At 71.0% G+C, this 19,684-nt stretch carries 20 protein-coding genes; 7 read left to right on the top strand and 13 right to left on the bottom strand.

What is annotated here, in order from left to right; genetic code table 11:
* Positions 1-65: 65 nt before the first annotated feature.
* The gene (locus AB0I81_RS61445) at positions 66-1,061 is read left to right on the top strand and encodes an ABC transporter ATP-binding protein (protein ID WP_360679376.1); all 996 of its coding nucleotides are present in this window, start codon (positions 66-68) and stop codon (positions 1,059-1,061) included.
* Positions 1,045-2,022 (top strand): oligopeptide/dipeptide ABC transporter ATP-binding protein, encoded by a 978-nt coding sequence (locus tag AB0I81_RS61440; RefSeq protein WP_360679373.1) that lies wholly within the window; start codon positions 1,045-1,047, stop codon positions 2,020-2,022. Before AB0I81_RS61445 ends, AB0I81_RS61440 begins: the two co-directional genes overlap by 17 nt.
* A 5-nt stretch (positions 2,023-2,027) precedes the next feature.
* Here the strand turns inward: AB0I81_RS61440 and AB0I81_RS61435 are convergent, their stop codons facing one another.
* Genes AB0I81_RS61435 through AB0I81_RS61410 form a run of 6 tightly spaced genes read right to left on the bottom strand, consistent with a single transcriptional unit; the run spans position 2,028 to position 7,889 of the window.
* Entirely contained in the window at positions 2,028-3,596 is a 1,569-nt protein-coding gene (locus tag AB0I81_RS61435; protein WP_360679370.1) for a SpoIIE family protein phosphatase, read from the bottom strand.
* Complete coding sequence (locus AB0I81_RS61430; protein ID WP_360679367.1) at positions 3,593-5,248, bottom strand: ATP-binding protein; 1,656 nt, start codon at positions 5,246-5,248, stop codon at positions 3,593-3,595. The genes AB0I81_RS61435 and AB0I81_RS61430 overlap by 4 nt, the downstream gene beginning before the upstream one ends.
* Positions 5,235-6,293, bottom strand: a complete 1,059-nt coding sequence (locus tag AB0I81_RS61425) for an ATP-binding protein (RefSeq protein ID WP_360679364.1) — start codon at positions 6,291-6,293, stop codon at positions 5,235-5,237. The genes AB0I81_RS61430 and AB0I81_RS61425 overlap by 14 nt, the downstream gene beginning before the upstream one ends.
* A complete protein-coding gene (locus AB0I81_RS61420; protein ID WP_360679361.1) occupies positions 6,281-6,682 on the bottom strand; it encodes an anti-sigma regulatory factor in 402 nt (133 codons plus the stop codon). Before AB0I81_RS61420 ends, AB0I81_RS61425 begins: the two co-directional genes overlap by 13 nt.
* Complete coding sequence (locus AB0I81_RS61415; RefSeq protein ID WP_360679358.1) at positions 6,679-7,044, bottom strand: STAS domain-containing protein; 366 nt, start codon at positions 7,042-7,044, stop codon at positions 6,679-6,681. The genes AB0I81_RS61420 and AB0I81_RS61415 overlap by 4 nt, the downstream gene beginning before the upstream one ends.
* Entirely contained in the window at positions 7,044-7,889 is an 846-nt protein-coding gene (locus AB0I81_RS61410) for an STAS domain-containing protein (RefSeq protein WP_360679355.1), read from the bottom strand. The genes AB0I81_RS61415 and AB0I81_RS61410 overlap by 1 nt, the downstream gene beginning before the upstream one ends.
* Before the next feature lie 214 nt (positions 7,890-8,103).
* Here AB0I81_RS61410 and AB0I81_RS61405 point away from each other — a divergent pair, with 214 nt between their 5' ends.
* Positions 8,104-8,784, top strand: coding sequence for a biliverdin-producing heme oxygenase (locus AB0I81_RS61405; protein WP_360679352.1), 681 nt, complete (start codon positions 8,104-8,106; stop codon positions 8,782-8,784).
* A 6-nt stretch (positions 8,785-8,790) separates the two neighbouring features.
* Here AB0I81_RS61405 and AB0I81_RS61400 read toward each other — a convergent pair whose 3' ends face one another.
* Entirely contained in the window at positions 8,791-9,369 is a 579-nt protein-coding gene (locus AB0I81_RS61400; protein WP_360679349.1) for a helix-turn-helix domain-containing protein, read from the bottom strand.
* A 69-nt stretch (positions 9,370-9,438) separates the two neighbouring features.
* Between AB0I81_RS61400 and AB0I81_RS61395 the strand changes: the two genes are divergently transcribed.
* The 3 genes from AB0I81_RS61395 to AB0I81_RS61385 all read left to right on the top strand — a co-directional run bounded on the left by AB0I81_RS61395 (position 9,439) and on the right by AB0I81_RS61385 (position 12,550).
* Positions 9,439-10,356 carry a DMT family transporter gene (locus AB0I81_RS61395; RefSeq protein WP_360679346.1) on the top strand — a complete coding sequence of 306 codons (918 nt, stop codon included), beginning with the start codon at positions 9,439-9,441 and terminating at the stop codon, positions 10,354-10,356.
* A gap of 120 nt (positions 10,357-10,476) precedes the next feature.
* Positions 10,477-11,073 (top strand): TetR/AcrR family transcriptional regulator, encoded by a 597-nt coding sequence (locus tag AB0I81_RS61390; protein WP_360679343.1) that lies wholly within the window; start codon positions 10,477-10,479, stop codon positions 11,071-11,073.
* A 70-nt stretch (positions 11,074-11,143) separates the two neighbouring features.
* Positions 11,144-12,550 (top strand): MFS transporter, encoded by a 1,407-nt coding sequence (locus AB0I81_RS61385; RefSeq protein WP_360679340.1) that lies wholly within the window; start codon positions 11,144-11,146, stop codon positions 12,548-12,550.
* Here the strand turns inward: AB0I81_RS61385 and AB0I81_RS61380 are convergent, their stop codons facing one another.
* Entirely contained in the window at positions 12,551-13,780 is a 1,230-nt protein-coding gene (locus AB0I81_RS61380) for a cytochrome P450 (RefSeq protein ID WP_360679337.1), read from the bottom strand.
* A 220-nt stretch (positions 13,781-14,000) separates the two neighbouring features.
* Here AB0I81_RS61380 and AB0I81_RS61375 point away from each other — a divergent pair, with 220 nt between their 5' ends.
* Complete coding sequence (locus AB0I81_RS61375) at positions 14,001-15,380, top strand: FG-GAP and VCBS repeat-containing protein (RefSeq protein WP_360679334.1); 1,380 nt, start codon at positions 14,001-14,003, stop codon at positions 15,378-15,380.
* Here AB0I81_RS61375 and AB0I81_RS61370 read toward each other — a convergent pair.
* The 5 genes from AB0I81_RS61370 to AB0I81_RS61350 are packed head-to-tail and all read right to left on the bottom strand — an operon-like array spanning position 15,365 to position 19,615.
* Complete coding sequence (locus AB0I81_RS61370; protein WP_360679331.1) at positions 15,365-16,885, bottom strand: HAMP domain-containing sensor histidine kinase; 1,521 nt, start codon at positions 16,883-16,885, stop codon at positions 15,365-15,367. The genes AB0I81_RS61375 and AB0I81_RS61370 overlap by 16 nt on opposite strands.
* A gap of 25 nt (positions 16,886-16,910) precedes the next feature.
* Positions 16,911-17,603 carry a response regulator transcription factor gene (locus AB0I81_RS61365; RefSeq protein ID WP_360679328.1) on the bottom strand — a complete coding sequence of 231 codons (693 nt, stop codon included), beginning with the start codon at positions 17,601-17,603 and terminating at the stop codon, positions 16,911-16,913.
* The gene (locus AB0I81_RS61360) at positions 17,600-18,115 is read right to left on the bottom strand and encodes a hypothetical protein (protein WP_360679324.1); all 516 of its coding nucleotides are present in this window, start codon (positions 18,113-18,115) and stop codon (positions 17,600-17,602) included. The genes AB0I81_RS61365 and AB0I81_RS61360 overlap by 4 nt, the downstream gene beginning before the upstream one ends.
* A gap of 10 nt (positions 18,116-18,125) precedes the next feature.
* Positions 18,126-19,364 (bottom strand): ABC transporter permease, encoded by a 1,239-nt coding sequence (locus AB0I81_RS61355; protein ID WP_360679321.1) that lies wholly within the window; start codon positions 19,362-19,364, stop codon positions 18,126-18,128.
* A complete protein-coding gene (locus tag AB0I81_RS61350; protein WP_360679318.1) occupies positions 19,361-19,615 on the bottom strand; it encodes a hypothetical protein in 255 nt (84 codons plus the stop codon). The genes AB0I81_RS61355 and AB0I81_RS61350 overlap by 4 nt, the downstream gene beginning before the upstream one ends.
* Between the last annotated feature and the right edge of the window lie 69 nt (positions 19,616-19,684).

The raw sequence follows: 19,684 nt of genomic DNA, 5'->3' as shown, positions 1-19,684 counted from the left end.
ATTTGTTTCCGGCAGAGATGCCGTCGTTAACGCCAAGTTTCGTCACCAGCTGAGAAGGGGGTGCGGTGAGCGAACCACCGGTCCTGGAGATCCGCGGCCTGCACGTCACGTTCACCGCCCACGGGCGTGAGATCCCGGCCGTGCGCGGGGTGGACCTGACCATCGAACGCGGCCAGACGCTCGCGCTGCTCGGCGAGTCCGGCTCGGGCAAATCCGTCACCGCCAAGGCCGTCATGGGCCTGCTCGACCAGCCGAACGCACGGGTACGCTGCGAGGCGGCCCGGCTCGGCGGCCGTGACCTGCTCGCCATGCGCGCCGACGAGCTGCGGGCGCTGCGCGGCAGCGAGATGACGCTCGTCTTCCAGGACGCGCTGTCCGCCCTGAACCCGGTGCTCAGCATCGGCGACCAGATCGGCGAGTTGTACCGGGTGCACCGCGGGTTGTCGCGCAGGCAGGCCAGGGCGCGCGCGATCGAGATGCTCGACCTGGTGGGCATCCCCGCCGCGGCCGAGCGGGTCGACGACTATCCGCACCAGTTCTCCGGCGGGATGCGGCAGCGCATCCTGGTGGCCATGGCGGTGGCGCTGGAGCCGGACCTGATCATCGCCGACGAGCCGACGACCGCGCTGGACGTGACCGTGCAGGCGCAGATCCTGGAGCTGATCGACCGGCTGCGGCGTGAGCTGGGCACCGCCGTGCTGCTGATCACGCACGATCTGGGCGTGGCGGCCGAGGTCAGCGACCGGGTGGCGGTGATGTACGCCGGGCGGATCGTGGAGAGCGGCGAGGTCGGGGAGTTGTACGAGCGGCCCGGTCATCCGTACACGGCGGCCCTGCTCGCGGCCATCCCCGACCTGGACAGCCCCGCCTCCGAGCTGCGCGCCATCCCCGGCGCGCCGCCCAGCCCGGCGGAGGTGCCGCCGGGGTGCTCGTTCGCGCCGCGCTGCGACCGGGCGAGCGAGATCTGCGTGACGACCAGGCCGCCGCTGCAACCGCTGGCGACCGGCCGGTACGCGGCCTGCCACCACTCCGAGGAGGTGCTCGATGGCGCCCACGCCTGAGCCCGTGCTGAAGGCCGTGAACCTGCACAAGACCTACCGCGGCGGCCTGCTGTCCAAGGGCGGCGCCGTACGGGCCGTCGCCGGTGTGGACCTGGAGCTGTTCCCCGGCGAGACGCTCGGCATCGTCGGCGAGTCCGGCTGCGGCAAGTCCACCCTGGCCCGCATGCTCGTCGGCCTGGAACGCCCCGACCAGGGCGAGGTCACCTTCCGCGGCCGCCCCTTCTTCGCCAGGGGCGGCGTGCCGCGCGACATCCGGCGGCGCGTCCAGATGGTCTTCCAGGACCCGCTGACCTCGCTCAACCCGCGCATGACCGTGCACGACATCGTGGCCGAGCCGCTGCGCGTGCACCGCCTGTCGAAGGACGCCCGCGCCATGCGCGACCGCGTCGGCGAGCTGCTGTCCCTGGTCGGCCTGTCCCCCGACCGGATGAACCGCTTCCCGCACGAGTTCTCCGGCGGCCAGCGGCAGCGCATCGGCATCGCCAGGGCGCTGGCCACCGAGCCCGACGTGATCGTCTGCGACGAACCCGTGTCGGCGCTGGACATGTCGGTGCAGGCGCAGGTGGTCAACCTGTTCGCGGAGCTGCAGCGCACGCTCGGGGTGGCGCTGGTGTTCATCGCGCACGACCTGGCCGTGGTCCGGCACGTCTCACACCGGGTCGGGGTGATGTACCTGGGGCGGGTGGCCGAGACGGGGCCGGCCGCCGGGGTGTACGGGGCTCCGGCGCATCCGTACACGATGGCGTTGTTGTCGGCGGCGCCCGTGCCGAAGCCGGCGCTGCGCGGCCGCTCGCGCATCATGCTGGCCGGCGACCCGCCCAGCCCGGTGGCTCCGCCGCCCGGCTGCCGCTTCCACACGCGCTGCTGGAAGGCCACGGACGTGTGCGCGCGGGTGGAGCCCGTCCTGGAGGCGGCCGGCGACCACTACGCCGCCTGCCACCACGCCGAACGGGCCTCGTAGCGGGCTCACGCCTCCCGGCGGATGGCCACCAGCGCGACGTCGTCCTCGCGGGACCCGAACGCCCCCAGCATCCGCTCGGCGAACTCCTCCAGATCGTCCTCGACGGTCTCCGCGAGCCGCCTGGCCCGCTCCAGGCTCTCGTCGAGCGGAATGTCGCGGTCCTCCACGAGCCCGTCGGTGAACAACAACATCGTGCCCCCCGGCGGCAGCTTCAGCCGATCCACCGTGTACGTCTCCGGCAACGCCCCCAGCAGCAGGTTGCCCAGATGGTGGTAGGCGCAGCCGGGCCCGGCGAACAGCGGCGGGATGTGCCCGGCGTTGGCCACCTCGACCTCCCCGGTCGCCGGGTCGATGAGCAGCAGGCACAACGTGGCGGTCATGCGCGGGTGGTAGCGCCGCATCATCTGGTTGAGCAGGTCGAGCGAGGCCCGCAGGTCCACCTGCCCGATGAACGAGGCGCGCATCGCGTGCCGCACCTCCGCCATCACGGTGGCGGCGTGCAGCGAGTGGCCCTCCACGTCGCCGACCGCCACCAGCACCCGCCCCTCGATCGGCAGCACCTCGTAGAAGTCGCCGCCCACCTCGATGTTGTCCACGGCCGGCTGGTAGCGCATCGCCACCTGCAGGCCGGGCACGTCGGGGATGCGGGTGGGCAGCAGGCTGCGCTGCAGGGTCAGCGCGATCGCGTGCTCCTCGGCGTAGGCGCGCAGCGCGGACACCGCCAGGGCCAGCTCCTGGGCGAGCAGGCGCAGCAGGTTCACCTCGTCGGTGTCGAGCGGCGGGTCGGCCTCCACGCCCAGGTAGATGGGCACCCGCGAGTTCTTCGTACGGCACAACACGCCCGTGCTGTCGCCGCTGATCTGCACGTCGGGCATCAGCCGGCGCCATTCCTGGGCGTGCAGCGTGAACACGTGGGCCCGCGACGACTCCCGCTGCACCAGCCCGCTCAGGCGATCCAGCAGGCTGGGCGCGGCGTGAAGGGCGACGGCCTGCTCGCCGGGGCGTACCCGGTAGCGGCGCGTCCGCCCGTCGGGCAACATCGCCAGCGTGCCGCAGAAGCGGCCGAGCAGGTTGGCCGCCCCCTCGACCGCGACCGTCAGCAGTTCGTCGAACGTCTCGGCCTCGTTGATGGCCAGCGTCACCTGCGCCAGCCCGGCCAGGCGCTCGGCCATGAGCTCGGCCCGCCACCGCGCCCGGTAGTAGCGCAGCATGGCCTCCACGGTCGCGGAGAACTCGGCGGGCTCGATCGGCTCGGCGAGGTAGGCGTCGGCGCCCCGCTCCAGCCCCTCCGCGCGGTCGGCCACGGTGATCGCGTTGGCCGACACCTGCACGACGGGGATGGAGGCGGTCGCCGGGTCGGCCTTGATCCGCTCGCACACCTCGTGACCGGGGATGTCGGGCAGCCGTACGTCCAGGACGACCAGGTCAACGCGCTGCGCGGCGAGCGTGCGCAGCGCCTCCTCGCCGCCGCGCGCCTCGATCACCCGGTGCCCGGCGCGGCGCAGCCAGCTCGACAGGATGTACCGCTTGGTGGGGGTGTCGTCCACCACCAGCACGGTCGCCTCTGCGCTCACGCCGTGCCTCCTCTCGCCCTGCGGATGGCCTGCAGCAGCTCTTCCCTGCGCAGCCCGTGTTTGGACAGCACGACCATGTCGCGGGGGGCGCGCTGCGGGGCGATGGTCACCACGACCACCGGGATGTGACTCAGCCTGTCGTCCTCGGACATGCGCTGGAGCAGCGCGTGGCCGTCCATCCTCGGCATGAGCAGGTCCACCAGGACCACGTCGGGCGGGGCGGCCGCCATCAGCTCCAGCGCGGCGGCGCCGTCTGCGGCCTCGTCCACGTCGGTGGCGAAGCCGTACAACATGCGGCGGCTGGCGGCGCGGAACACCTCGTCGTCGTCCGCGATCAGCACCCGCGCCAGCTCGGGCGGTCCGCCGTAGTGGGGCAGGCTCAGCGTGGCCGTGGTGCCCTCGCCCTCCTGGCTGGTCAGCTCCAGCGTGCCGCCGAGCGCCTCGGCGAGCCTGCGCGCGTACGGCAGCCCCAGGCCGGTCCCCCTGGACCTGACCTGCAGGGAGTTGGGCACCTGGTAGAAGTCCTCGAACACGCGGTTCAGGTGCTCGCCGCTGATGCCGATGCCGGTGTCGGTCACCGTGATGACGGCCTCGTCCCTGGCCACGTCCAGGTGGGCCGACAGCCGCACCTCGCCGGCCTCGGTGAACTTCAGCGCGTTCGACAGCAGGTTGCGCAGGATGCGCAGCAACATGCCCTCGTCCACGTACAGCTCGTGCACCTCGGGCGCCACCTCGTGGCGCAGCTCGACGCCGACCCGCTCGCTCGTCGGCCGCAGCGTCACGCCGAGCTGCTCGGCCATCCGCGCCAGGTCCACGTGCGACGGCTGCGGGTCCAGGCGTCCCGACTCGGCCTTGGCCATGTCGAGCAGCTCGCTGACGATCTCCAGCAGCGTCTCGGTGGAGCTGCCGATGAGCCGCACCTGGTGGGCCTGTTCCTCGGTCATGGGGTCGCCGCCCGGCCCGATCAGCAGTCTGACCAGGCCGATGACGGAGTTGAGCGGGGTGCGCAGCTCGTGGCTGACCGTGGCCCAGAAGCGGTTCCTGGCCTCGTAGGACTCACGCAGCAGGCTGGACTTCTCATCCAGCTCGGCGTACAGGGCGACCACTCCCCTGTTGGTCTCCTCCAGCTCGTCGGAGAGCTGGTTGTACATCGCCAGCACGCCCGAGTTCGTCTCCTGCAGCTCGGCGTTGAGCCGCATCACGTCCTCCAGGGTCCCGGCCAGCTCCCTGTTCTGCTCACGCAGCTCGTCGAGGGCGGTGACCGGCGAGAGCTGCGCCAGCCTGGCGCGCACCTCCGCGACGGGGGCCGGTCTCAGCCGGGGCTGCAGCCGCTTGCCGAGGGTGACGCTCCCCTTGTCCAGGGTGATCTCGTCGACCAGCCGGCCGGCCAGCGTCAGGCCCTCGGACCTGGTCAGGTCCTCCTGGTGGGCGTGGTCGAAGGTGATGAGCAGGTGCCGGTCGGCGAGCGAGATCACGGCGTACGCGCCGGGGCCGAAGACCTCCCTGCCCGCCTCGCTGAGCGCCGTGGCCACCCGGATCTGGTCCTGCGGCTCCAGGCCGGCCAGCTCGGCGGCGGCCCTGCCGAGGCGGCGCAGGACGAAGACGTCCTGTTCGGCGTCCAGCCGTACGCGGATGAGCTCAGCGGTCGCCATCGTCCGGCCTCGCCGTCGCCTCGCCCGGGTTCGAGGTCGCCTTCTTGGCCGGACGCACGGTGACCACGCAGGCGTCGTCCCGCCGGCTGCCCGCCTCCCGCATCAGCCCGGCGGCGATCACCGCGGGCAAGCGGGAGAACAGCCCCGGCATGGTCGTGGGGTCCCAGCGGTCGGTCAGGCCGTCGCTGTGCATGACGACCGTGGCGTAGGAGGGCAGCTCGTAGGTGTACTGGCGCAGCCGCCCCACCTGCTGGCCGGCGATTCCGGGCACCGACACCATGCCCTGCCGGCCCTCGGCGTGCGTGACCCAGCCGGAGATGTTGCCGAGCCCGGCGTACAACACGCGGGCGGACTCGACGCGGGCCACCGCGACCGCGCCGCCCCTGGTGCCCGCCAGGCCGGCGTGCAGCCGCCGCACGATGTCCAGCGGCTCCTGATCGCTCGACGACATGAACAGCTCGACCGCCCGGTACGTGGCCTGCGCAGCGATGTGGCCGTGCCCGAGGCCGTCGCAGACCAGCACGGTCGTCGCGGAGTCCGTACGGAGGAAGGCGAACCCGTCGGCGCACACCTGCTCCTCGCCGATCGGCCGGGTCAGGCCGCTGGCCCGCAGCGCCGGCGCGGGCGTGTGGCCGGCGGTGAAGTGCATGGCCAGGACGGTGCCCTTGCCGGGCAGGGAGTGCACGTCGTAGCCGGAGGAGATGCGGGAGATCGCGCCCAGGCCGATGCCGAGCGTCCCGGAGGTGGAGTAGCCGTCGCGCAGCGCCCTGGCCACGTCGGCCATGCCCGGCCCCCTGTCCACGGTGATGAGCTCCACCGTGGCGGGGGCCTCCGGATGGGGGCGGACCATGACGGTGCCGTCCACGGCGTGCTTGACCAGGTTGGACACCGCCTCGCTGACGGCCACGGCCGTCTGCCCGATGAGCACCGGGTCGAAGCCGGCCTCCTCCGCCAGCAGCACGGCCTTCCTGCGTACCGCGCCGACGGCACTGGGGTCCTCGGCGCGGACCCACTCTCCGGTGCGCGGGCTGGTCAACGGGCCCACTTGGTCACCGTCACGATCGTGCCCTTCCCCGGCTCGGACTTCAGGTCGAACTCGTCCACCAGCCGGCGCGACCCGCTCAGGCCCAGCCCTAATCCGGAGCCGGTGGTCCAGCCGTCGGTAAGGGCCTGCGGAATGTCGGGGATGCCGGGCCCCTCGTCGTTGACGATCATCTTGAGGCCGCGTCTGGGACCCTTCTCGACGATCTCGACCTGTACGTCTCCGCCGCCGGCGTACACCAGGGCGTTGCGTGCCAGCTCGCTGGCGGCTGTTACGATCTTGGTCTGGTCGACGAGCGACAGACCCGCCTCCAGTGCGGCGCTTCTGACGAGCTGGCGCACGCCCACGACGTCCGCGCTGCTCGCGACGGCCATCTCCCGGAGGCTGCTCACGGCGTCGCGCTCCTGATGTGGTCCAGGAGCGCAACCCCTTTCTCCAGATTGAGCGCGGTACGGATGCCGTTGAGTGACAGCCCGAGCTCCACGAGCGTGATCGCCACGGCCGGCCGCATGCCGACGACCACGACCTGCGCGTCGAGCATGCCGCACATGCTGGCGATCGTGGCCAGCATGCGCCCGATGAAGGAGTCGACGATCTCCACGGCGGTGATGTCGATGATCACGCCCTTGGCGCCGCGCTGGACGACCGCGTCGGCCAGATCCTCCTGGAGGAGGAGCACGCTCTGGTCCTCCAGGTCGATCTGGATGGAGACGATGAGAACGTCACCGAGCTTGAGTACGGGAACGCGCTGCACTACGCCTGCTCCGCTCGGATGGAGACCCGGGTGCCGCGCCCGCCGCTCACCTGGATCCCGGCGCGGTGGAAGGCATGGGAGAGCGCGTCGGCCAGCGACGCCTTGGTCACGATGTCGCCGAACTCGATGCCGAGGGTGACGATCGTGTGCGCGATCTGCGGGCGGATGCCGGAGATGACGCACTCGGCGCCCATGAGCCGGGCCGCGACGACGGTCTTCAGCAGGTGCTGGGCGACCTGGGTGTCCACGGCGGGGACGCCGGTGATGTCGATGACCGCGTGCTCGGCACCGGTGTCGACCAGCGTCTGCAGCAGCTTCTCCATCACGACCTGGGTCCTGGCGGAGTCGAGCGTGCCGACCAGCGGCACCGCCACGATGCCCTCCCACAGCTTGACCACCGGCGTGGACAGCTCCAGGAGTTGCTCGGCCTGCTCCAGGATGATCTTCTCGCGGGTGGAGGAGTACGTCTCGAACGTGAACAGCCCGAGGTCGTCGATCAGTCTGGAGAACCAGATGAACCCGCGCGCCGCCTCGGCGCCCTGACCGTCGTTCTCGGCCTCGACGATCTCGTACAGGGCCTCCTTCAGCCCGAAGACGGCCCTGGCGGTGTCCGAGGGGGCAAATCCGGCGCGGGCCTGCGAGCGGGACAGCTCGGCCAGGAGGCCGCGAAGGTCTGCGAAGTCGCTCTTGCCCTGCTCCAGTGCGGTGAGCAGCGCTTGGTAGAGCTCGGTCAGCTCCTCCGAGGAGGCGCTGGAGAGCTGACCCCAGCGACGGATGATCTGCTTCTCGTGTTGACGGAGAAGCTCCTCGATGCGTCGCCTTGCTACATCGGCATGAACGGACAAAGATCTCTCCAGGGAGGGCGGCTGACAGTTGCTCGTATGCTAATGCCGTTTGTCTGACATCAGGGGCTCCAGTTCACAGCACTGCAACGTTCACCACCTCACTTCCTCGGCTCTTGACGGCGCGATTACAGGGTAGGAGCAGGAAGGCACGCTTTTTATGACATGGTGTCGTCATCCGCTTGACGTCGCCCGCCATCGTTTGTGACACTTCGTCATGAAACGCCAGCACGAGCAGAGGTGGGCCGTGACCACGCCGTTCTCCGAAACCTTGAGGAACTCCACCTGGGCCGACCACGAGTCGGCGGAGTCCGAGGGCTACCTCTCGGCGCTGATGGGCGGGCGTCTGAGCGAGCACGAATACGGCGAGATGGTCGCTCAGCACTACTTCGCCTACGTCGCCCTCGACGGCGTCTCCCGCGACCTGGCCGGCCACCCCCTTTCGGGCCGGTTCGTCTTTCCCGAGCTGTATCGGGAGCCGGCGCTTGAGCGCGACCTGGCCACGATCTACGGCGCGGGCTGGCGGGACCGGATCACGCCGTCGAAGTCCACCAGCACCCTCGTGGCCCGCATCCACCAGATGGCCGACTGGCCGGGCGGTTACGTGGCCCACCACTACACGCGTTACCTGGGCGACCTGTCCGGCGGGCAGTTCATCCGGATGGAGCTGCAGAAGATCTACGGGTACGCCAGGGGCGGAGGCGTGGACTTCTACTTCTTCGACGAGCTGGGCAGCCTGCCGCGCTTCAAGAACGAGTACCGCGCCCGCCTCGACGTGCTGGGCCAGGCGCTGGACGAGCGCGGGCGGCAGCGCATGATCGATGAGGTGAAGCTGGCCTACCAGCTCAACGCCGAGGTCCTGGCCGAACTGCGCCACGTGGTCAAGGCCGCCGCCTAGCCCCCTTTAGGACACCTGGGCCAGCAGGGCTCGCGCCTGTTCGCGGGCGTGCCCGATGGGGTCCGCGAAGATCTTCAGGCCGTGGGCGACGAGCGCGCCCTCGTGCAGCAACATGAGCGTGCCGGCCAGCCGGCCGGCACCGGCCTCCTGCGCGAGCTCGGTGAACAGGCCGAGCATCCAGCGTTTCTGCCCGACGATGATCGGGTGCGCCGGGTGGGACGGATCGTCGATCTCGGCATGGGCGTTGACCATGCTGCACCCCTTGGAACCGTGGCGCACCGACCACGCGTGTGAGGCGTCGAAGACCGCCAGGATGCGCTCCCGCGCCGGTCGCGCGGGGTCGAGGCGTTCGGCGAGGAAGGCCCGCCAGCGCTCGTCGCGATCCGCGAGGTACTCCACGACGAGCTGCTCCTTGGCCCCGAAGCGGTCGTAGAGCGTCTTCTTCGTCACCCCGGCCTCGGCGGCGATCAGGTCCACCCCGACGGCGTGGATGCCGCGCTCGTAGAACAGTCTCCCGGCGGCCTCCAGGACGCGCCGCGCGGCGGGCGTCATCGTGATCCGCCGCGGCCCCTCGGTAGTGCCCATGACCCAACACTATACCGATCTGTATATTGAAGCCTTGGGTATACCGATCTGTATAGTGAAGGGTGAGACGTGAACTTCCTGCTCTCGATCGCCTTCGTGCTCTGCTGGAGCTCCGGGTTCATCGGGGCCAAGCTCGGCGCGGGCAGCGCGCCCGCGATCACAATCCTGATGTGGCGGTTCCTGCCGCTGGCGGCCGTCCTGATCGTCGTCTCCGCCGTCGCCGGAGCGGCGTGGCGGGGCCTCACGGCGCGCGAGGTGACCCGGCAGGCCATGATCGGCGTGCTGTCGCAGAGCGGCTACCTGCTCACCGTCTACTACGCGATCCAGCTCGGAGTCTCCAGCGGCACCACGGCCCTGATCGACGGCGTGCAGCCCCTGGTCGCCGGGGCGCTCGCCGGTCCGCTGCTGCGTCAGTACGTCTCGCGCCGGCAGTGGCTCGGCCTGTGCCTGGGGGTGGGCGGCGTCGCCATCGTCACCATGGCCGACGCCGCGGCGGCCACCGGAGTGGCCTGGTGGGCCTATCTCGTCCCCTTTCTCGGCATGTTCTCGCTGGTGGCGGCCACCTTCCTGGAGAGCCGTTCCCGTACGCGGGTCGCGCCCTCGGTGTCGCTGACCGTCCACTGCGTCACCAGCGCGGTCATCTTCACGACCCTCGCCCTGGGCACCGGGGCCGCGGCGCCGCCCGCCGAGCTCTCGTTCTGGACCGCGATCGGCTGGCTGGTGGTGTTGTCGACCTTCGGCGGGTACGGGCTGTACTGGCTCATCCTGAGGCGTTCCGGGGTCACCAAGGTCAACACGCTGATGTTCCTCATGGCCCCGGTCACGGCGGTGTGGGGAGCCCTCATGTTCGGCGAGCCGTTCGGCCCGCAGACCGCCCTGGGACTCCTCGTGGGCCTCGCGGCGGTCGTCATCGTCCATCGCGGTGGCCCGGAGATCGGCCGTTCACCACAAGGACCGCGCGGTGGCGCGGACATCGGTCGCTCATAAGGACGGTGCGGTGTCCCGGACATCGGCCGTTCATAGGGGCGGTGCGGTGGCACGGAGATCGGCCGTTCATAAGGGCGGCATTGTGCGGAACGTCACGGCCGTCCCGCCTACCATGGGCGTATGCCCCGTATCTCGGCAGCCACCATCGGCGAGCACCGCGCCCAGACGCGCGACCGGATCCTGCAGGCCGTCTCGCGCCTGTCGAGGATGCAGGGCATCGACGCCATCTCCATGACCGACGTGGCCGGTGAGGCCGGCATCACCCGCACGGTCCTGTACAACTACTTCCCCGACAAGGCCGCCCTGCTGCTGGCCTTCACCGAGCGGGTGACCAGCTACTTCATCGACAGCTACGAGCGCGAGTTGCCCGCGGGGGCCTCGCCCGCCGACCGGCTCAGGGCGTTCGTACGCCTGCAGCTCACGGGCCTGCTCGCGCACCCGCATCCGGGCGCCGCCGACCTCAGCGCCGCCCTGGGGCCGGACGCGTACCAGCGGCTGGCCGAGCATGTCGCGCCGATGCAGCGGATCCTGGTCGGCATCCTGGAGAGCGGCATCGAGGCCGGCCACTTCCGCGCGCTCGACGTGGACGCCGCCGCGCGGATGATCCTCGCGGTCATCGGCGCCGAGCGGGTGCCGCTGATCAGCGGTGATGTGACGGTGGAGACGGCGGGGGAACTGGTGTCGGAGTTCGTGCTGCGGGCGCTGGGCAACGGCTGAACGCGCAACCGCGAAGTTCTCGGGGCCGGGGTGACGCGGAATTGTCAGGGCCCGGTGACAGTATGGCCGCATGAGCAATCGTCCGGAGGCGCTGCACGGCCACATCGAGCTCAAGTCCGCGCGTGGTCGCTGGATCCTGGGCGCGACCGTGCTCGGCTCCGGGCTCGCGATGCTCGACAGCACCGTGGTGAACGTCGCGCTGCCGTTCCTGGGCGACGAGCTCAAGGCGGACATGGCCGGCCTCCAGTGGACGATCAACGCGTACACGCTCACCCTGGCCGGGCTGATCCTGCTGGGCGGCTCCCTCGGCGACCGGTTCGGGCGGCGCAAGCTGTTCCTCATCGGGACCGTCTGGTTCGCCGTGGCCTCGGCGCTGTGCGGGCTGTCGCCGAACATCGAGTTCCTCATCGCGGCCCGCGCGTTGCAGGGGATCGGCGGGGCGCTGCTCACACCGGGCTCGCTGGCGATCATCCAGGCGTCCTTCGTACGGCATGACCGGCCCAGGGCCGTTGGGGTGTGGTCCGGGCTCGGCGGGGTGGCCAGCGCCATCGGGCCGCTGCTGGGCGGCTGGCTGGTGCAGTCGGCCGGGTGGCGGTGGGCGTTCCTGATCAACCTGCCGTTCGCGGCGCTCGTGGTGTTCATCGCTCTCCGGCACGTGCCCGAGAGCAGGGACGAGGCGGCGGCGGGCCGCTTCGACGTGCTCGGCGCGGTGCTGGCGGCGCTGGCGCTGGCCGGGATCACCTACGGGCTGATCGAGCGGGGCGCTCCGGTGCCGCTGCTGGTGGGGCTGGCGCTGGGGGTGGCGTTCGTGGTGCTGCAGATCCGCAGGTCGCCGGACGCGCTGGTGCCGGTGGGCATGTTCCGCGACCGCGTGTTCACGGCGGTCAACGTGGTGACGCTGATCATGTACGCGGCCATGAGCGTGGTGTTCTTCCTGCTGGTGGTGCAGCTCCAGGTGGTGTCCGGGTTCTCCCCCATCGCCGCCGGGCTGTCGATGTTGCCGACGACGATCCTGATGCTGCTGCTGTCGGCCAGGGCTGCCGAGCTGGCCAGGCGGGTCGGCCCGCGCTGGCCCATGACGCTGGGCATCCTGGTGGCGGGGGCCGGGTTCTTGGCCATGAGCACGATCGGGTTCGGGGCGTCGTACCCGCTGCAGGTGCTGCCGGCGGTGTTCCTGTTCGGGCTGGGGCTGTCGGCGACGGTCGCGCCGCTGACGGCGACAGTGCTGGCCTCGGCGGACGAACGGCACGCGGGCACGGCCAGCGGCGTCAACAACGCCGTGTCCCGCACCGGCGGCCTGCTGGCCGTGGCCGCCGTGCCGCCGCTGGTGGGGCTGGTGGGCGAGGCGTTCAAGCAGCCGCCGGTGTTCGACGCGGGCTTCAGGATGGCCATGCTGATCAGCGCCGGGATGATGGTGGTCGCGGCGCTGCTCACATTCCTGACGATCAGAACCAACGTCCTGGCGAGCGACGACTGATCAGTAGGTGAAGGGCTGGCTGCGGACGCTGTTGTCGAAATTGGACAGCAGCAGCTCGGGCTCGCCGACCGAGCGGATGTCGGGCAGGCGGGTCAGGAGCTCGCGGAACATCGTGCGCATTTCCTGCCTGGCCAGGTTGGCCCCGAGGCAGAAGTGCGGACCCGGGCCGCCGAAGCCTACGTGCGGCTTGGCGTCGCGGGTGATGTCGAAGGTGTCGGCCCCGGGGAAGACCGACTCGTCGCGGTTGGCCGAGCCGTAGAACAGCACGACCTTGTCGCCCTGCTTGAGCTCCAGCCCGCGCAGCGAGTAGTCCTCGGTGACCGTGCGCCTGAACTGCATGATGGGCGAGACGTAGCGGACCATCTCCTCGATCGCGCCGTTGATGTGCGCGTCGAAGTCGCTGGTCAGCAGCTCGCGCTGGGCCGGGTTCTCGGTGAGGAGCTTGATGCCGTGGGCCATCGTGTTGCGGGCCGTCTCATTGCCGGCCACCAGCAGCAGGGCGAAGAACGAGCCCAGCTCCTTGTCGGTCAGCTTCTCCCCGTCGGGGTTGGCGTTGACCAGCAGGGAGACCAGATCGCCCTTGGGGTTGGCGACGCGCTCGTGGCCGAGCTTGATGACCATGCGCTGCAGGGCCAGCAGGGCCAGCATGTTCTGGCCGGCCATCTGCACGCTGCGGGCCAGGCTGGGGCGGACACCGGTGTAGGCGGTGGAGATGTCGACGTGCTCGTGAACCTTCTCCCGCAGCTCGTGCGGGATGTCCAGCATGTCGCAGATGACGTGGATGGGCAGCCGGGCGGCCACCTGGGTGACGAAGTCGCCCGGCCCGTTTCTGACCACGTCGTCCACGATGCGGGCGCACGCGGCCTCGATGTCGCTCTGCAGGCCGGAGAGCATCTTCGGGCTGAACGAGCGGGTCACGATCCTGCGCAGGCGGGCGTGACGCGGGTCGTCCATGTTGACCATCGACTCGCCGAACACCTGCTTCACCCAGCCGGGCGGCTCGGGGTTGGTGACGGCCGGCTCGCTGGAGAAGATCTTGGCGTTGCGGCTGGCCTCTACCACGTCCGCGTGCCGTACGAGGGCGTAGAAGCCCTTGCCCGAGCGCAGGAACGGCACCTTCTTCTCGGGGAAGAACACCGGATGCTCCAGTTGCCGCAACCGGGCGAACGCCTCATTCCGCTCCTTGAGCGGCTTGCGCCAGAAATCCAGATCAGCGAGGTCGATGTCCACCCATCTATCCTGGCACGTTCCCGTACATCCGGCGCCCCGTGAGCACGGACACAACGCGCCGCCCCGCACCCGGCCAGCGGCATGGCCTGCCGCTCTTCGCGGATCTCAAGCAGCGGGTCCGACCCGTCTGGGGGGTTGCGCGGTGATGTGCATCCTGTTCTCCTGGGCCGTTCTCGTGCTGTTCAGGCACGGTTCGGCCGGGCCGGACATGAATTCCGGTATGAATGCGTTGCTCGCCGCCTGTCTGGTTCTTCCCCTCGCTTCCGGTACGGCTCCCGCCGCCGCCCGCGCGTGCGGCGGGCATCCGCTCGACTTCGATGCCGACGGCCGGCCCGACCTGGCCGTGGCCGCCCCCTACGACGCGTCAAGGGCCGGGTCCGTCACCGTCATGTACGGCAGCGGCGAGAAGGTCAAGCTCACCCAGGAAGGCGCGGAGCCGGGTGACTCATTCGGGTCGGCGCTGGCCGTGGGCGACTTCAACGGGGATCGGTGCGCGGACCTGGCCATCGGGGTGTCGGAGGAGTTCGTCGGGGAGCGGGTGCCCGGAGGCGACGGGAACGGCGTCGTGCAGATCTACGACGGCTCGCCGCGCGGGCTGGTCGCCGGGAAGGAGCTGGTGCTGGGCAAACCGTCCAGCGACCGGTTCGGGGCCTCGCTGGCGGCGGGGGACTTCGACGGGGACGGCAGGGACGAGCTGGCCGTGGGGGCGCCGAGTCATCGGTCGGGCGGGCTGGTGACCGTGTACTGGATGAAGGGGCGCGAGCCGTACCAGATCTCGCAGAAGACGCGGTGGGTGCGGCAGAGCGCGAGCGTCACCGACCAGTGGGGGGCGTCGCTGGCGAGCGGGGACTTCGACGGGGACGGGCGGGACGACCTGGTCGTGGGGGCGCCGGCCGACAGCGTGGCCAAGGACGGGCAGGGCTCGGTCACCGTGATCGACGTGCGGGACAGGCGGGCCATGCAGCTCACACAGAGCACTCCGGGGATCCACGGCGCCTCGGAGAAGTGGGACAACTTCGGGGCCTCGCTGGCCACCGGGGACTTCAACGGCGACGGCCGGTCCGACCTGGCGATCGGGGTGCCGGGCGAGGGGCTCAGCGAAGGTCAGCGGGCGATGGACTACGGGGACGGGACGGTGGACGTGTTGTACGGCTCGCGCGCCGGCCTGCGTACCGACAAGACCGAGGCGTGGTCGCAGAACACGCTCGACGGCAAGCCCCGCTACTACGACCGGTTCGGGGCGTCGCTGGCGGCCGGGGACTTCAACGGCGACGGCATCGACGAGCTGGCCATCGGCGTGCCCGGGGAGAAGGCCGTGCAGGTGCTGGCCGGGCGGTCGTCCGGCGGGCTGACCCGGGTGGGGAACCTGCTGGTCAAGGGCAAGGGCCGGGACTTCGGAGCCTCGGTGACCGCGCTGCCGGGGTGGGAGCGGTACCGGTCGCTGGCCAAGCGGCCGCCGGTGTACGGGCTGGTGGTGGCGGCGCCCGATCAGGGGCTCGTCATGTACGCGCCCGGGCAGCGCAAGTCCGGGCAGCTGAAGCTGGGCAAGGTGCGTGAGCTCAGCAAGGGCGAAGGTTTGTACGGTTACGCCTTCGGCTGACCATCCCCGGGCTCCCCGAGTTCTCCGGGGTCCCCGAGCGGGAGGACCACCCGGAACACGGCGCCCCTGCCGGGGTCGCCGTCCGCCACCACGATGCCGCCGTGGGCCTCCACCAGCGTGGCCGCGATCGACAACCCCAGCCCCGACCCGCCCGCGCTGCGTGCGGGATCGGCCCGGTAGAAGCGCTCGAACACCCGCTCGGCCACCTCGGGTGTGAACCCGGGGCCCTCGTCGGCCACCTCCACGACGGCCCGGTCGCCGTCCACGCCCACCCGTACCTGGAACGGGGTGCCGGGCGGGGTGTGCGCGAGAGCGTTGCTGACGAGGTTGTTGAGCACCTGGCCCAGGCGGGGCTCGTCGCCGATCACGAGCACGTCGCCCTCGCCGCCGAACAGCCGTACCAGCTCGATCCTCCGGTCGGGCGCCAGCGTCTGCGCGTCGATGACGACGGTGGCGGCCAGGCTGAGCAGGTCCACGGGGCGCAGCGCCAGCTCGCGCCGCTGGTCGAGCCGGGCCAGCAGCAGCATGTCCTCCACCAGCAGCCCCATCCGCGCCGCCTGCCCCTCGATGCGGCCCAGCAGCCGTACGGCCTCCGCCAGGTCCTTCTCCTCCCCCAGCCTGAACAGCTCGGCGAAGCCCCTGATCGAGGTCAGCGGGGTGCGCAGCTCGTGCGAGGCGTCGGCCATGAACCTGCGCATCAGCTCCTCCGAGCGTCTGGCGGCCGTGGCGGACGCGCGGGCGGACTCGGCCGCCTCCTCCCGGTCGCGCGCCGCCGCCTCGATCTGGGCGAGCATGGCGTTGAGCGAGCGGCCGAGCTTGCCGACCTCGGTGGTGCCCGCCCAGAGCGGCACCCGGCGCGACAGGTCGCCGCCCGCGATGTCCTTCGCGGTACGCGCGATCTCACCCAGCGGGCGCAGGCTCCGGCGTACCAGCCAATAGCAGGCGATCCCCAGCACGGCCAGCGTGCCGCCACCGCCGATCGCCACGATGAGGATGAGCTGGGAGACCGTCGCGTCCACGCTGCCCAGGCTGATCGCCATCAGCCTGCTCTGGCCCGCGCGCCCGGGCACGGCGACGACCCGCCAGCTCGGCCCGCCGGCCTCCCGCGACTCCACGGTGAAGGGGCGGCCCTCGCGCTCCAGCACCTGGCCGATGGTCAGGTGGGGCAGGTCGGGCGTGTGCTCGTCGGTGGACTCGCTGATGGTGCGCAGCTGGACGCCGCCCGGCCCCAGCAGCACGCCGTGGTACAGGCCGAAGTAGCGCTGCGGCCGGATGCCGGGGCGCAGGTCGGGTGGCGGGGGCGGGTCGCGCGGGGCGGTGGCCACCCGCAGTTGCTGGTCCACCCGCTCGATCAGGTAGCTGCGCAGCAGCCGCACGGCGAACAGGCCGGTCAGCGTGATGGCGAGGGTGACCAGCAGGAGGGTGGCCGAGACCAGGCGCAACCAGAGCGGCGCCCTGGACAGGTGCTTGCGCACCTTCCCCAGGTGCCGGCGGATCCTGCTCATAGGCGCTCCATCCTGGCCGCTTCGCTCATACGCGGGGCGGGCGCAGGATGTAGCCGACCCCGCGCAGGGTGTGCAGGTATTTGCGGTCGCCGGTGTCTATCTTGCGGCGCAGGTAGGAGACGTACGACTCGACCAGGCCGACGTCGGTGCGCCAGTCGCCGTTCCAGACGTGGTCGAGGATCTGCGTCTTGGACAGCACCCGGCCCACGTTGAGCATGAAGTACCGCAGCAGCCTGAACTCCGTGGGCGACAGCCGCACGGGCACGCCGTCGCGCCAGACCTCGTGGCTCTCCTCGTCCAGCTCCAGGTCGGCCACCCGCATCCGGTTCGGCGGCGGGGTGCCGCGGCGGGTCCTGCGCAACACGGCGCGGATCCGGGCGATGACCTCCTCCAGGCTGAACGGCTTGGTCACGTAGTCCTCGCCGAGCCCCAGCCCCGCGATCCGGTCCTCCGGCGTGTCCTTGGCGGTCACGAACAACACCGGGACCCGGCGGCCGCGGGACCGCAGCCTTCCCGCGACCGCCAGGCCGTCCAGGTCGGGCAGCATCACGTCGAGCATCACCAGGTCGGGGGTGCTCTCCTCGGCCACCCGCAGGGCCTCCTGACCGTCGGCCGCGGTCAGGACCTCGAACCCGGCCATGCGCAGGCTGGCCGAGAACAGCTCCCTGATGTTGGGCTCGTCATCGACCACCAGCAGCCTGGCCTCGGGCTCGGTCATCGCGGGCCTCCTCCTTGGAAGTCGCGGCCGCCTCCCTGGCTGATCGAGGTGGCCGTGACCGCGCCGTCGGCGCCCTGCTGCCCGCGGACCACGACGGAGGTGCCCTTCTCCAGGTCGGTGACCTTGCCCGGCTTGGAGATCTGCACGGTGGTCTGCTCGGTCGTGGTCACGGTGACGGTGGCGCCGTCCTGCGTCCTGACGTACACCTTGCCGTCCTGGACCTTCTCGACGGTGCCGGCGGTGCCTCCTCCTCCCGTGGGGCGTTGTCTCCCGCCGGGCTGCTGCTGCCCGTACCCGCCGCCGCCCATGGGACGTTGCGCGGCGGCGGCCTGGGGAGGTGGCCCGCCCGCGGGGGCCGTCATGTTCTGCGCCTGGATGCCGATCAGGATCCCGGCGACCAGTACGACCCCGGCGCCCAGCGCCAGCGTGACCTTCGAGGTGGTTCTGGCGGGCTGGACGGTGAGCTCCTCCCGCAGGTCGTCGGGGAACGGCGAGGAGTCCAGCTTGTCCATGTCCTTCTCCTTACTCGTGGCGCAGGGCCTGGATCGGTCTGAGCTTGGCCGCCCTGTTGGCCGGGTAACTGCCGAAGAACAGCCCGATCCCCAGCGACACGCCCAGCGCCAGCACGACCGACGACGGCACGAGGACCGGCTCGATGCCGGCGACGGAGAACCGGGTCCCCACGAACGCCACCAGCACCCCGGACAGCCCCCCGACCAGGCTCAGCAGCGTGGCCTCCATCAGGAACTGGCCCAGGATCGCGCTCCTGGGCGCGCCGATGGCCTTGCGGATGCCGATCTCGCGCGTGCGCTCGGTGACCGTCACCAGCATGATGTTGGTGATGCCGATGCCGCCCACCAGCAGCGAGATCGCGGCGACCGCGCCGAGCAGCACGGTGAAGGTGCCGGTCGCCTCACTGACGGTCTCCTGCAAAGTCGCCTGGTTGAGTATGCGGAAGTCGGGGTTGTTGTTCGTGATGCCATGTCGCTGGTTGAGGATAGCCGTGACCTCGGCCTGCGCCGACGTCGTGGTCCCCGCCCCGGTGGCCTGCACGACGATCTGGCCGAGCGAGCCGAACCCGCTCAGGCTCTGCTGTACGGCCGGCAGCGGCGCGATCGCCACGTCGTCGGCGTCCTGCATGCCGGTGGACCCGGCCTCCTTCAGCACGCCGACCACCGTGAACGGCACCCCCGACACGCTGACCTGCTTGCCGATCGGATCGACGGCGCCGAACAACTCCTCCACCACGGTCCTGCCGAGCACCACGACCTTCCTGGCGGCCAGGACGTCGTCGTTGAAGAAGTACGTGCCCTGGGCGACCGGCTTGTTGACGGCCTCGAAGTAGCTGGGGTACGTACCGACGAGCTGCGAAATTTCGTGACTCGCGGCGCCGTACGCGGCGGTGGCGGAAGGGGCGTTCACGACCGGCGAGACGCTCTTGACCGAGGGGGCCAGCGTCCTGTCGGTCAGCGCCCGGGCGTCGGCCAGGCCGAGCTGCCTGGCCTGGGTACGCGGCCCGGTGTTGCCGCCGGTCGGGCCACGCATGCCGCCGCCCCCCGAGAAGGACGGGGAGATCGTCAGCGTGTTGGCGCCGAGTCGCTGGATGTTGTTCTGGATGCTCTGCGAGGAGCCCTCGCCGACCGCGACCAGCATGATGACCGCGGCCACGCCGATGAGGATGCCGAGCGTGGTCAGGGCGCTGCGCATCTTGTTGGCCAGCAGGCCACGCAGCGCGAAGCGGAGGATCTCGACCTGGCTCACGTCGCGGCCCGCTCCAGCCGTGGCGGCGGGCCGTCCACCGGCCCCTGGCGGCGGTCCTCCACGATCTCGCCGTCCACCAGCCTGATCACCCGCTTGGTGTGCCTGGCCACGTCGTCCTCGTGCGTGATCAGCACGATCGTGCGGCCGGACTCGCTGAGCCTGTCCATGATCTCCAGGACGTCGTGGGTGGAGGCGGTGTCCAGGTTGCCGGTCGGCTCGTCGGGCGGCACGACAGCCCGGGGGGGGGGCACGGCCCCGGGCCCCGGCCCCCCCCCGGCCGCGCCCCCCGCGCGCAGGGGGGGGGCGGGTGGGTGGCGGGG

The organism is Nonomuraea sp. NPDC050404 (genome assembly GCF_040655495.1).
Classification (GTDB): Bacteria; Actinomycetota; Actinomycetes; order Streptosporangiales; family Streptosporangiaceae; genus Nonomuraea.
This window is presented reverse-complemented; position numbering and strand designations above follow the sequence as displayed.

Excerpts from the sequence above, each read along its gene's own strand:
- AB0I81_RS61370 (WP_360679331.1), bottom strand. The coding sequence starts at position 16,885 with ATGAGCAGGATCCGCCGGCACCTGGGGAAGGTGCGCAAGCACCTGTCC.
- AB0I81_RS61440 (WP_360679373.1), top strand. The coding sequence starts at position 1,045 with ATGGCGCCCACGCCTGAGCCCGTGCTGAAGGCCGTGAACCTGCACAAG.
- AB0I81_RS61360 (WP_360679324.1), bottom strand. The coding sequence starts at position 18,115 with ATGGACAAGCTGGACTCCTCGCCGTTCCCCGACGACCTGCGGGAGGAG.
- AB0I81_RS61405 (WP_360679352.1), top strand. The coding sequence starts at position 8,104 with ATGAAACGCCAGCACGAGCAGAGGTGGGCCGTGACCACGCCGTTCTCC.
- AB0I81_RS61365 (WP_360679328.1), bottom strand. The coding sequence starts at position 17,603 with ATGACCGAGCCCGAGGCCAGGCTGCTGGTGGTCGATGACGAGCCCAAC.
- AB0I81_RS61390 (WP_360679343.1), top strand. The coding sequence starts at position 10,477 with ATGCCCCGTATCTCGGCAGCCACCATCGGCGAGCACCGCGCCCAGACG.
- AB0I81_RS61400 (WP_360679349.1), bottom strand. The coding sequence starts at position 9,369 with ATGGGCACTACCGAGGGGCCGCGGCGGATCACGATGACGCCCGCCGCG.
- AB0I81_RS61375 (WP_360679334.1), top strand. The coding sequence starts at position 14,001 with ATGAATGCGTTGCTCGCCGCCTGTCTGGTTCTTCCCCTCGCTTCCGGT.
- AB0I81_RS61430 (WP_360679367.1), bottom strand. The coding sequence starts at position 5,248 with ATGGCGACCGCTGAGCTCATCCGCGTACGGCTGGACGCCGAACAGGAC.
- AB0I81_RS61385 (WP_360679340.1), top strand. The coding sequence starts at position 11,144 with ATGAGCAATCGTCCGGAGGCGCTGCACGGCCACATCGAGCTCAAGTCC.